The sequence below is a fragment of the Caenispirillum bisanense genome, assembly GCF_039523075.1.
In the GTDB taxonomy this organism is placed as follows: Bacteria; Pseudomonadota; Alphaproteobacteria; order Rhodospirillales; family Rhodospirillaceae; genus Caenispirillum; species Caenispirillum bisanense.
In genome coordinates, this window is the sequence record NZ_BAAAEP010000086.1 from 1 (window position 1) to 10,781 (window position 10,781).

General features: G+C 69.7%; 13 protein-coding genes. 7 read left to right on the forward strand and 6 right to left on the reverse strand.

The window, feature by feature from the left end; all coding sequences use genetic code 11:
* From ABD056_RS21835 to ABD056_RS21845, 3 genes are all read right to left on the reverse strand, one after another.
* A partial coding sequence (locus tag ABD056_RS21835; protein ID WP_343870285.1) for a DUF6468 domain-containing protein occupies nucleotides 1-454 on the reverse strand: 454 nt, incomplete at its 3' end.
* Between the two features lie 15 nt (nucleotides 455-469).
* The gene (fliM, locus tag ABD056_RS21840; RefSeq protein WP_343870287.1) at nucleotides 470-1,660 is read right to left on the reverse strand and encodes a flagellar motor switch protein FliM; all 1,191 of its coding nucleotides are present in this window, start codon (nucleotides 1,658-1,660) and stop codon (nucleotides 470-472) included.
* A gap of 49 nt (nucleotides 1,661-1,709) precedes the next feature.
* A complete protein-coding gene (locus ABD056_RS21845) occupies nucleotides 1,710-2,258 on the reverse strand; it encodes a flagellar basal body-associated FliL family protein (RefSeq protein WP_343870289.1) in 549 nt (182 codons plus the stop codon).
* 346 nt (nucleotides 2,259-2,604) lie between these two features.
* Here ABD056_RS21845 and flgF point away from each other — a divergent pair, with 346 nt between their 5' ends.
* The 4 genes from flgF (at nucleotide 2,605) to flgH (ending at nucleotide 6,227) form a co-directional block, all read left to right on the forward strand.
* On the forward strand, nucleotides 2,605-3,339 hold the full coding sequence (gene flgF / locus ABD056_RS21850; RefSeq protein ID WP_343870291.1) for a flagellar basal-body rod protein FlgF: 735 nt from the start codon (nucleotides 2,605-2,607) through the stop codon (nucleotides 3,337-3,339).
* A 43-nt stretch (nucleotides 3,340-3,382) separates the two neighbouring features.
* Nucleotides 3,383-4,168, forward strand: coding sequence for a flagellar basal-body rod protein FlgG (gene flgG, locus ABD056_RS21855; protein WP_343870292.1), 786 nt, complete (start codon nucleotides 3,383-3,385; stop codon nucleotides 4,166-4,168).
* Nucleotides 4,169-4,376: 208 nt separating this feature from the next.
* Complete coding sequence (gene flgA / locus ABD056_RS21860) at nucleotides 4,377-5,423, forward strand: flagellar basal body P-ring formation chaperone FlgA (RefSeq protein WP_343870294.1); 1,047 nt, start codon at nucleotides 4,377-4,379, stop codon at nucleotides 5,421-5,423.
* 36 nt (nucleotides 5,424-5,459) lie between these two features.
* Nucleotides 5,460-6,227: a flagellar basal body L-ring protein FlgH gene (flgH, locus tag ABD056_RS21865; RefSeq protein ID WP_343870296.1), complete on the forward strand. Its 768-nt coding sequence runs from the start codon at nucleotides 5,460-5,462 to the stop codon at nucleotides 6,225-6,227.
* A gap of 64 nt (nucleotides 6,228-6,291) precedes the next feature.
* Here the strand turns inward: flgH and ABD056_RS21870 are convergent, their stop codons facing one another.
* On the reverse strand, nucleotides 6,292-6,900 hold the full coding sequence (locus ABD056_RS21870; protein WP_343870297.1) for a LysE/ArgO family amino acid transporter: 609 nt from the start codon (nucleotides 6,898-6,900) through the stop codon (nucleotides 6,292-6,294).
* Nucleotides 6,901-6,999: 99 nt separating this feature from the next.
* Here ABD056_RS21870 and ABD056_RS21875 point away from each other — a divergent pair, with 99 nt between their 5' ends.
* Nucleotides 7,000-7,896: a LysR family transcriptional regulator ArgP gene (locus ABD056_RS21875; RefSeq protein WP_343870299.1), complete on the forward strand. Its 897-nt coding sequence runs from the start codon at nucleotides 7,000-7,002 to the stop codon at nucleotides 7,894-7,896.
* Between the two features lie 65 nt (nucleotides 7,897-7,961).
* On the opposite strand, the gene dksA is transcribed toward ABD056_RS21875, so the two are convergent.
* Together dksA and ABD056_RS21885 are read right to left on the reverse strand one after the other, a co-directional pair.
* Nucleotides 7,962-8,378 carry an RNA polymerase-binding protein DksA gene (gene dksA / locus ABD056_RS21880; protein WP_343870300.1) on the reverse strand — a complete coding sequence of 139 codons (417 nt, stop codon included), beginning with the start codon at nucleotides 8,376-8,378 and terminating at the stop codon, nucleotides 7,962-7,964.
* Between the two features lie 124 nt (nucleotides 8,379-8,502).
* Nucleotides 8,503-8,952, reverse strand: a complete 450-nt coding sequence (locus tag ABD056_RS21885; RefSeq protein WP_343870302.1) for a flagellar assembly protein FliX — start codon at nucleotides 8,950-8,952, stop codon at nucleotides 8,503-8,505.
* A 247-nt stretch (nucleotides 8,953-9,199) separates the two neighbouring features.
* Between ABD056_RS21885 and ABD056_RS21890 the strand changes: the two genes are divergently transcribed.
* Nucleotides 9,200-10,345: a flagellar basal body P-ring protein FlgI gene (locus ABD056_RS21890; protein WP_425545072.1), complete on the forward strand. Its 1,146-nt coding sequence runs from the start codon at nucleotides 9,200-9,202 to the stop codon at nucleotides 10,343-10,345.
* Nucleotides 10,345-10,665 (forward strand): rod-binding protein, encoded by a 321-nt coding sequence (locus ABD056_RS21895; protein ID WP_343870305.1) that lies wholly within the window; start codon nucleotides 10,345-10,347, stop codon nucleotides 10,663-10,665. Before ABD056_RS21890 ends, ABD056_RS21895 begins: the two co-directional genes overlap by 1 nt.
* The last annotated feature ends 116 nt before the right edge of the window (nucleotides 10,666-10,781 follow it).

Here is a 10,781-nt window from a genome sequence, read left to right on the forward strand (position 1 = left end):
CCACCACCGCCGTCTGCGGCGCCACCGGCGGACGCGCCGTTCCCACCGCCTGGGCGGCGGGCACCGGCCCGGCCGGCGGACCGGCAGGAGCGGCAGCCGCCGGCGCGGCGGCCGGGGCGATCTTCATTTCGTTGCGGGCGTGGCGCAGGGTCTGCTCCAGCTTGGCCGCCGTCTCGTCGGCCCGCTCGCACAGGAAGGCGAGGTCGTCGCGCAGCGCGTTGGCGCGCTCCACCCGGTCCTGCAGGCCCTTGCCGGCGTCTTCCGCCGCCTTGCGCAGGCGCGGAATGCCGCTTTCCGCCCGCACCGTCGCCTCGTTGAAGTGGGCGATGAGGCGGGCGAGTTCGTCGCGGTTCTTGCGCAGGACACCGAGCCGGTTGTTGAGGATCACCGCGAACACGATGGTCGGGATCAACAGCAGCACGACGACGATGTCGAGGATCAGTTTGAGGTCCATCTCGGGGCGTCTCCGTCAGCCCATCGTCTGCCGCTTGACCTTCTTGTCGAGGCGGATCGCGATGTTGCCACCCTTCCGGCCCATCCGGCCGGAAAACATGGGGACGTCGCCGCAGCGCATGAGGATCGGGCTGTCGGGCGTCGCGTTCAGCATGATACGGCTGCCGACCTTAAGATTCAGTATGTCGCGCAGGCCCATCCACTGTTCGTCGAGCACGGCTTCAAGATCGACTTCGGTGAACCACATTTCCTCGGCCAGGTGAGTTTCCCAGATGGAGTCACGGCCGAACTTCTCGCCCATGAACATCTGCAACAGCAGCTCGCGCACGGGTTCGAGGGTGGCATAGGGCAGCAGCAGCTCCAGCCGGCCGCCGCGGTCTTCCATGTCGATGCGCAGCTTGGCGACGATGGCGGCGTTGGAGGGCCGCGAGATGGTGGCGAAGCGCGGGTTGGTTTCCAGGCGGTCGAAGCGGAAGGTCACCGGCGACAGCGGATCGAAGGCCGCCGACAGGTCCGCCAGCACCACGTGGATCATGCGCTCCACCAGGTTGCGCTCGATGGTGGTGTAGGGGCGGCCTTCCACGCGCATGGCCGCCGTGCCGCGGCGCCCGCCGAGCAGCACGTCCACGATCGAGTAGATCATGGCGCTGTCGACGGTCATCAGGCCGTAGTTGTCCCACTCCTCCGCCTTGAACACGGTCAGCATGGCCGGCAGCGGGATGGAGTTGAGGTAGTCGCCGAAGCGCAGGGACAGGATGTTGTCGAGCGAGACTTCGACGTTGTCGGACGTGAAGTTGCGCAGGGACGTCGACATCATGCGGACCAGGCGGTCGAACACCACCTCCAGCATGGGCAGACGTTCGTAGGACACCAGGGCCGAGTTGAGGATGGCCTGGATGCCCGACTTTTCCTGCCGCTCGTCGTCGGTCTCGTCGAAGCCGAGCAGGCTGTCGATTTCGTCCTGGTTGAGGACGCGGGTGCTCTCGCGGCCGCTGCCGCCGCCGCCGCTGTCGCCGCCGCCGCCGTCGGAGGCGCCGAGCATCGCCTCCCACTCGGCGGCCATGGCATCGGCATCATCGCCGTCGCCACCGCCGCCGCCGCCCGCATCGTCGCCACCGCCGCCAGCCATGGCTTCCCATTCGCGCATGAGGGCTTCTTCGTCCTCTTGCGAGACCTCGCGCTGCGGATCGTTGTCGGCAGGAACCATGGACCGAAACCTTTCGCCGGAATGCCAGGGGTGCGCAGCGGCGCGCGCCTTACTGGATCAGCATTTCCTTGAACAGCACGTCGTTGACCTTGGCGGGGCGCACCGCGGCATTGACACGCGCCAGCAGCTCTTCGCGCAGGCGGTACATGCCCTCCGCGCCCTGCAGGTCCTCGACCCGCAGCTCGCGCAGGTAGACCTGGAACTGGTCGATCACCCGCGGCAACATGGCGTCCACCTGCGGGGTGTCGGCCGAGCTGCCCAGTTCCAGCGCCACGCGCAGCTTCATGAAAGTACGCTTGCGGCCGCCGGTGGAGTTGATGTCCACCAGCATTTCGGGCAGATCGTAGAAGACCGCCGCGCTGACCGGCACGCCGGCCTGGGGCGTCGCCGACGCCGCCGGCGCCTCGGCCACCGCCTCGGACGACCCGCGGCCCAGCAGCGGGTCCGCCAGCCCGGCGAAGTAGGCACCGGCCAGGGCACCGACCACCAGCAGCAGCGGCAGCACGACCATCAGAAGAAGTTTCTTCTTGCCCTTCTTCTTTCCGCCACCACCTTCGTCGGCGTCTTCCTCGAAATCTTCCTCGAGATCCTCGGCCATGGCTCTCCCTTCGGCCGGAACCGCCCAGCGGCGATCCCCACGCAGCCCCTGCTCATCACGGTGACCGCCCGCCGCTTCCCGCGCGGGCGGGAAGACTGGTCGGGCGGCCGTCTCACTGCGGGATACCCTAGCGCCGCGAAGTTAACAATAGGTTGACCCCCACCCCCTTCGGCCGCCGCCCCGGCAGTTCTTGCCCGGCAAGCGGTGCCGCCGCTGCCCCGGCCACCGGCGGCCGCCACCGCGGCGGCAGGAAAACCGCCGCCTCCGCCGCATCCGACGAACTGGCACGGCAGATGCATCGGGATGGGCCGACGGTTCACCTGTCCCCGTTGACGAGTGGAAGATCATGGAAAACTCGGGTTACATCGCTCTTGCTCATCAGAACGCCCTGTGGCGGCGGCTTGACGTGGCGGCGAACAACATCGCCAACATGAACACGCCCGGCTACAAGGCCGAGGAGCTGATGTTCACCGAGTACCTGACCCGCAGCCTGAACAGCGACAGCGCCTTCAAGGAACGGATCATCTTCCCGCGCGACATCGGCATCGCCCGCAACATGAGCGAAGGCGCCTGGACCGCCACCAACAACCAGCTGGACGTGGCCATTTCCGGCGAAGGCTTCTTCGTCGTCGAGACCGCCGCCGGCCCCATGTACACCCGCAACGGCCACTTCCGCCTGAACGAGAACGGCCAGATCGTCGGCGCCAACGGCAACCCGGTGCTGTCGACCACCGGCGAGCCGTTCTTCATCGCCCCCAACGAAGCGGTCATCAACATCTCGGAAGACGGCACCATCTCCACCGAGAACGCCGTCCTCGGCCGCCTGCGCGTCGTCACCTTCGACGACACCCAGAACATGCGCAAGGAAGCCGGCAGCCTGTTCTACACCGACCAGGACCCCCAGGAGGTGGCCACCCCCAAGGTCCACCAGGGCGTGCTGGAAGGCTCCAACGTCAATGCGGTGGTCGAGATGACCCAGATGATCGAGATCAACCGCAGCTACCAGAACGCCCAGAAGATGATCGAAGGCGAACATGAGCGGCAGCGCCGCGCCATGGAAACCTTCCGCGGTCAGATCTGACCGGCAGCCGTAGAAGAAAAGAAAAGCGAAAAGGACGAGGATCATGCGCTCGCTGAACATCGCCGCCACCGGCATGCTGGCCCAGCAGACGAACGTGGAGGTCATCTCCAACAACATCGCCAACATGAACACCACCGCCTACGCGCGTCGGCGGGCGGAGTTCAACGATCTGCTGTACCAGAACATGATCCGTGCCGGCTCCGCCTCGTCGGACCAGGGCACCATCATCCCGGCCGGCGTTCAGCTGGGTCTCGGCGTGCGCACCGCGGCGGTCTATCGCATCAGCGAGCAGGGCTCCCTGAACCACACCGAGAACACCTTCGACCTGGCCATCAACGGCAAGGGCTACTTCCAGGTGCAGCTGCCCAACGGCGAAACCAGCTACACCCGCGACGGCTCGTTCCAGCTTGATCCCAACGGCACCCTGGTGACCCACGAGGGCTACACCGTCATGCCCGGCATCAACATTCCGCTGGAAGCGGTGGGCGTCACCGTCAATGCCTCCGGCGAGGTGCTGGTGAAGCTGGACGGCCAGCCGCAGCCGCAGAACGTCGGCCAGATCACCCTGGCGACCTTCGCCAACGAAGCCGGCCTGGAAGCCATCGGCAAGAACCTGTTCCTGGAAACCCCGGGCTCCGGCGCCCCCAACGTCGCCGCCCCCGGCACCCCCGGCTACGGCGCCGTGATGCAGGGCTTCGTCGAAAACTCCAACGTCAACGTGGTGTCGGAAATCACCGACCTGATCTCCGCCCAGCGCGCCTACGAGATGAACTCCAAGGCCATCAAGACCTCCGACGAGATGATGGCGACGGTCAACCAGCTGAAGTAAGCCGCGACGGCGGCAGCCCGCGCCACCCTGGCGCCGGCTCCGCCCGCCACCATCGCCTCCGTCCCGTCGCCCCGCCGCCGCCGGTTCCGGCCGCGGCGGCGCACGACCATGCCGATGGGCAAAGCTTGCCCACCGTTCGGGGTAAAGCGTTCGGTAAGATTTGCCGGGTTATAACGCCCCGGAACGTGATGTCACGGAGACCGGGCCCATGTCGCGCATTGCCGTCGTATGCAGCCTCGCGCTCGCCGCCGCCCTGGCGGCGGCGGCGGTGCTGGCCGCCGACGCGCCGGCGGCCGGGCCGTCCGGGCTGAGCACGCCGCTCGCCCTCAACGACCGCGACAACGCCGCCGCGCTCGACATCGACAGCCAGGGGCCGGTGCTGCCGCGCCCGACGGCGCTGATCAGCGGCGGCTACATCCGCCTGTCCGACCTGTTCGAGGGCGTGCCGCCGGCGCTGGATGCGGTGATCGGCCCCGCCCCGCGCCCCGGCGACCAGATCGTCTTCCCCGCCGAGCAGCTGGCCGCCCTCGCCCGCCAGCACGGCCTGCAGTGGCAGCCGGACAATCCGCACGTGCGGGTCACCGCCGCCCGCGACACCCAGATCATCGGCCGCCGCGACATCCTGGAGGCCCTGCGCCCCCATCTGGTGGACGAAGGCGTGTCGCCGCAGGCCGACATCGTGCTCAGTTCGCCCGACAACGCCGTGCCCATCGCCGCCGGCACCGCATCGGCGGTCGGCGTGCTCGACCTGGATTACAACGCCACCACCCAGCGCTTCACGGCGCTGGTGGAGATCCCCGCCGGGTCGCCGTCGGCCCAGCGCCAGCGCATCGGCGGCCGCGTCCACCTGACCACCGCGGTGCCGGTGCTGGTGCGCAGCGTCGGCCGCGGCGAGCTGGTGGGCCCCAACGACATCACCTGGATGACCGTGCGCGTCGACCAGCTGAAGCGCGACACCATCATGGACCCGGAGCAGCTGATCGGCCGCACGCCGCGCCGCTTCGTCCAGGCCGGCGCCGCCGTCCACGACCACGAGATCGAACGGCCGCGGCTGATCGACAAGGGCGCGATCATCACCATGATCTACAAGACGCCCTACATGCAGCTGACCGCCCAGGGCCGGGCGCTGGACCACGGCGGCATGGGCGATCAGGTTCGGGTCCAGAATTTGCAAAGCAACCAGACCGTAACCGCCATCATCACCGACCGCAATCTGGTGACGGTGCATGTCGGTCCGCCGCCGCCGAGCCGCTGACCCCGGCGCGCCCGAGGACCACCCGGAGAGAGCACGATGACCCAGCGTTCCGCCGCCCGTCCCCTGTTCCGTCTGGCCGCCCTTGGTGTCGCGGCGGCGACGCTCACTGCCTGCAATGCCGGGCAGCGCCTGTCGGAGGTGGGCAGCGCGCCGCGCATGTCCCACATCGAAAACCCGATGGAAGACCGCAACTACCGCCCGGTGAGCATGCCCATGCCGACGCCGCAGCGGGCGGAGGCCAACGTCAACAGCCTGTGGCGGCCGGGCGCCCGCGCCTTCTTCGAGGACCAGCGCGCCACCGACGTCGGCGACATCCTGACCGTCGTCATCAACATCGAGAACGAGCGGGCGAACCTGTCCAACGCCACCTCGCGCTCCCGCGGCGCCAGCGAGAGCGCCGGCCTGCCCGGCTTCCTCGGCTTCGAGAGCCAGCTCGACAACCTGCTGCCCAATGCGGTCGATCCGTCCAACCTGGTGTCGGCGGAAAGCGACTCCAGCTCCACCGGCGCCGGCAGCATCCGCCGCAGCGAGACGGTGAACGTCAAGCTGGCGGCCGTGGTGCTGCAGCGCCTGCCCAACGGCAACCTGGTGGTGGCCGGGCGGCAGGAAGTGCGGGTGAACAACGAACTGCGCGAACTGGCCGTCACCGGCGTGGTGCGGCCGCAGGACATCAGCTCCGCCAACGCCATCACCGTCGACAAGATCGCCGAGGCGCGCATCTCCTACGGCGGCCGCGGCACCATCTCCGACGTCCAGCAGCCGCGCTACGGCCAGCAGGTGTTCGACATCATCTTCCCGTTCTGATCGGAGCCGCCATCGGCAATGCCACAGGGCCGGAAGCGCACCGCGCGTCCGGCCCTGCTGCGTTTCAGGCCACCAGCGAGGCCGCTATGGCGCACATCACCACGCCGATGCCGGCATCCAGCACCCGCCACGCCCCCGGCCGCCCGAACAGCGGCCGCAGCAGGCGGGCGCCGTAGCCGAGGGCGAAGAAGAACAGGAACGACGCCGTCACCGCCCCCAGCCCGAACCACCCCCGGGCGGCGCCGAACGGGGCGGCGATGGAGCCCAGCAGCACCACCGTATCCAGGTAGACGTGCGGGTTCAGCCACGTCAGGGCGAGGCAGGTGGCCACCGTCGGCCGCAGCCCGGCGGCGGGCGACGTCGCCGTCGTCGGGGTCAGCGCGCCGCCGCCCGCCCGCAACGCCGAGCGCAGGCTGCGCAGGCCGTAGACGACCAGGAAGGCGGCGCCGGCGTAGCGCATCGCCAGCTCCAGCCACGGCACCCAGGCCGCGGCGGCGCCGAAACCGGCCACGCCGGCGGCAATGAGCACGGCATCGGACAGGGCGCAGGTCAGGCACACCGCCAGCACATGCTCGCGCCGCAGTCCCTGGCGAAGCACGAAGGCGTTCTGGGCGCCGATGGCGACGATCAGGCTGAGCCCCAGCAGGAAGCCGGGAAGAAAGGCGGACGCCATGGCGGCCCTCGTCGGTGGTGGCGGAGACGCCCTTCCCTAACATGGCCCGCAGCCTTAGCATCCTTAAACGATCTACAGCCGATTAAGGAAAACTGAACCGTGCTGGATTACGCCTTGCTCGCCGCGCTGGCGGCCGTCATCCGCACCGGCAGCTTCGAGCGGGCGGCGCAGCAGCTGCACGTCACGCCCAGCGCGGTGTCGCAGCGGGTGAAGTTGCTGGAGGAGCGCCTGGGGACGATCCTGGTGGTCCGCGGTGCCCCCTGCACCGGCACGGCGGCGGGGCGGCGGCTGTGCCAGCATGTGGAGCAGGTGTCGCTGCTGGAAAGCGAGCTGCGCGCCGACCTGCCCGGCACCCGCGACGGCGTCCCGCCGGTGACGGTGCGCATCGCCGCCAATGCTGACAGCCTCGCCACCTGGCTGGTCGCCGCCATGGCCGAGGCCGGCGACTGCCTGTTCGACCTGGTGCTCGACGACCAGGACCACAGCGCCGACTGGCTGCGCCGCGGCGAGGTGCTGGCGGCGGTGACCGGCAGCGCCCGCGCGGTGCAGGGCTGCGACATCGTGCCGCTGGGGTCGTTGCGCTATGTCGCCACCGCCAGCCCGGCCTTCGTCGACCGCTGGTTCCCGGCCGGCGTCGATGCCGCCGCCCTGGCCCGCGCCCCGCGCCTGACTTTCAACAGCAAGGACCGCCTGCAGAGCCTGTGGACCCATCGGGCGGTCGGCCGCGACATACCGGCGCCGACCCACTGGTTGCCGTCGTCGCAGGCCTTCGTCGATGCCGCCGTCGCCGGCCTCGGCTGGGGCATGAACCCGGAGATGCTGGTCGCCCCCCACCTGCGCGACGGCCGGCTGGTGGCCCTGAACGCCGACCTGCCCCTGGACGTGCCGCTCTACTGGCAGCGCAGCCGCATGGCCAGCAGCACGCTCGCCGCCGTCAGCCGCGCCGTCGTCGGCCGGGCGCGGGCAACCCTGCGCCAGGACCGGGCGGAGCCATGAAAAACGCCGGCCCCTCCCTGCGGAGAGGCCGGCGTTGCAACCTTGTCCCGGACCTGGGGCCGGGGTCAGTCGGTGCGGTGGGTGCGTTCCATGCGCTCGTGCCGCTCCTGCGCCTCGATGGACAGGGTGGCGATGGGCCGCGCCTCCAGCCGCTTCAGGCTGATCGGCTCGTGCGTTTCCTCGCAGTAGCCGTAGGTGCCGTCCTCGACCCGCTGGATGGCGGCGTCGATCTTGGCGATGAGCTTGCGGGCACGGTCGCGGGTGCGCAGTTCCAGGGCCCGGTCCATTTCCGCCGACGCCCGGTCGGCCAGGTCGGGTTCCTGCAAACCGCCTTCCTGCAGGTGCTCCAGGGTCTCTTCGGCTTCGCGCAGCAGTTCCTGGCGCCACTTGAGCAGCTTCTGCCGGAAGTACTCCCGCTGGCGCTCGTTCATGAACGGCTCGTCGTCCGACGGTCGGTAGTCGGGCGGAAGCGTGACGGTCATGCCTGTTCTACCCTGTTCGTTATAAAGTCGCGGTGGGGGATGTATATCGGCACGCGATGCAGGGAGCAAGCACCCATTTGGCCTGCCGTCTTTGCGGTACCGGCGGGGGGCGGGACGCTGCGGCTCAGCGCCGCGACAGCTTGGCCAGTTCCACTTCCGCGCGCAGCTCGATCTCGTCGAGCAGGGCGCCGAGCTGGGGGTCCTGCGCCGTTTCGCGGCGGTCGCGCACCAGCTGGGCCAGGGAGGCCAGCCGTTCCTTGGGGATGGAGCCGAGCAGCAGCCCGACGCGCAGTTCCTCCAGACGGTCGAGGATATCCTCGCCGCGCTGCACGATGGCCTTGCGCTTCGCGGGACTGTCGAGCGCGTCGCCGGCGCTGTCGACCATCTGCAGGGCAAGCAGGCTGTCGAGGCCGCCGAGGTTGGACGGCGCATCCACCGGGCGCGAGTCATCGGCCCGCGCTTCATCCGTGAAGCGGCGCAGCGCCCGGGCGAACTCGGCGCTCTTCTCCTTGCCCGACTTCTCGGTGCGGCGGGTCTGCGGTGCTCCGCCCGGACCCACGCCGGAAATCTTCATCCGCGTCAACCGTACGTTAATGTCACCCGACTAGATTCTAGGGCGACCCATCGCGGGACGAAAGGGAAAATCGGGTGCAGAGGGTCGGCAATGTTTGCCCAGTGCCGCGCCGCCCTGCCCCGCCGGACCACGCCCCCGCCCCGCCTGCCGCCCCTTGCGGCTGGCATGGCGTTCGCATGGAGACTCGCTGCCGTCCCCGTCCGGAGGGGGCGGCGACGAACAGAGGACACAGACCGCCGTGACCAGCATCTGCCGCGCCCTCCCCCGCCTGAGCCGCGTCCTGGCCCGCCTGTCCGCCCTGCTGGCGGTGGTGGCGCTGGCCGCCGTGTGGGCGGTTCCGCCGGCCGCCGCCCAGGCGTCGCGCATCAAGGACATCGCCGACTTCGAAGGCGTGCGCAACAACCTGCTGGTGGGCTACGGCCTGGTGGTCGGCCTGGACGGCAGCGGCGACGACATCAAGAAGATGCCGTTCACCCGCGAATCCCTCATCAGCATGCTGGAACGCCTGGGCGTCAACACCCGCGGCGCCGAGCTGGAACCGAAGAACGTGGCGGCGGTGATGGTCACGGCCGAGCTGCCGCCCTTCGCCCGCCAGGGCAGCCGCATCGACGTCACCATCAGCGCCCTCGGCGACGCCAAGAGCCTGCTGGGCGGCACCCTGCTGGTGACGCCGCTGATGGGCGCCGACGGCGAGGTCTATGCCGTCAGCCAGGGCCAGGTGCAGGTGGGCGGCTTCAAGGCCCAGGGCCAGGCCGCCACCGTGACCAAGGGCGTGCCGACCGCCGGCCGCATCCCCAACGGCGCCCTGGTGGAACGCGAGATCCCCTTCGATCTGCGCAGCCTCGACCAGGTGAAGGTCGCCCTGCGCAACCCGGACTTCACCACCGCCCGCCGCATCGCCCAGGCCATCAATGCCTACCTCGGCACCCCGGCGGCGCAGCCCACCGACCCCGCCACCGTGCAGGTGGTGGTGCCGCGCGGCATGGAGGTGATCGGCCTGCTGACCGATATCGAGCAGCTGCGCGTCGAGCCCGACCAGCTGGCCCGCGTGGTGATCGACGAGAACACCGGCACCATCGTCATCGGCGACAACGTGCGGGTGTCGCGCGTTGCCATCGCCCAGGGCAACCTGACCATCCGCGTCACCGAAACGCCGCAGGTCAGCCAGCCCGCCCCCTTCTCCGAGGGCGGCCAGACCGTGGTGGTGCCGCGCACCGACATTCAGGTGGACGAGGACAGCGACAGCAAGCTGAGCGTGCTGGACGGCGGCGTCAGCCTGCAGGAACTGGTGAACGGCCTCAACGCCCTCGGCATCGGGCCGCGGGACATGATAAGCATTCTCCAGGCCATCAAGGCGGCCGGCGCCCTGCAGGCCGAGATCGAGGTGATGTGATGACCGGACCCACGGCCCTGGGGCAGAGCCCCTACGAACTGCTCAACCAGAGCACCACCCGCTCCCCCAAGCCCGGCTCGGCGCGCACCGTCGAGCAGGCCCGCAAGGCGGCGGAGGAGTTCGAGGCCATGTTCATCGGCCAGATGCTGCAGCACATGTTCTCCGGCATCGAGACCAACCCGGACTTCGGCGGCGGCGCCGGCGAAGACATGTGGCGGTCGGTGCTGGTGGACCAGTACGGCAAGGAAATCTCCAAGAACGGCGGCATCGGCATCGCCGACGCCGTGATGCGCACCCTGCTGCAGAACCAGGAGGTCTGAGCCATGGCCGGTCCCGCCCGTCCGCCCGGCCCGCCCGGTCCGCCGCGCCCGCCCGGTGCCGGCCCTGCCGCTCCCGGCGGCCCCGGCGGCCCTGCTGCCCACGGCCGCCCCGGCCC

Coding starts and splice junctions, on each gene's coding strand:
- fliM (WP_343870287.1), bottom strand. CDS start 1,660: ATGGTTCCTGCCGACAACGATCCGCAGCGCGAGGTCTCGCAAGAGGAC.
- ABD056_RS21845 (WP_343870289.1), bottom strand. CDS start 2,258: ATGGCCGAGGATCTCGAGGAAGATTTCGAGGAAGACGCCGACGAAGGT.
- flgF (WP_343870291.1), top strand. CDS start 2,605: ATGGAAAACTCGGGTTACATCGCTCTTGCTCATCAGAACGCCCTGTGG.
- flgG (WP_343870292.1), top strand. CDS start 3,383: ATGCGCTCGCTGAACATCGCCGCCACCGGCATGCTGGCCCAGCAGACG.
- flgA (WP_343870294.1), top strand. CDS start 4,377: ATGTCGCGCATTGCCGTCGTATGCAGCCTCGCGCTCGCCGCCGCCCTG.
- flgH (WP_343870296.1), top strand. CDS start 5,460: ATGACCCAGCGTTCCGCCGCCCGTCCCCTGTTCCGTCTGGCCGCCCTT.
- ABD056_RS21870 (WP_343870297.1), bottom strand. CDS start 6,900: ATGGCGTCCGCCTTTCTTCCCGGCTTCCTGCTGGGGCTCAGCCTGATC.
- dksA (WP_343870300.1), bottom strand. CDS start 8,378: ATGACCGTCACGCTTCCGCCCGACTACCGACCGTCGGACGACGAGCCG.
- ABD056_RS21885 (WP_343870302.1), bottom strand. CDS start 8,952: ATGAAGATTTCCGGCGTGGGTCCGGGCGGAGCACCGCAGACCCGCCGC.
- ABD056_RS21895 (WP_343870305.1), top strand. CDS start 10,345: ATGACCGGACCCACGGCCCTGGGGCAGAGCCCCTACGAACTGCTCAAC.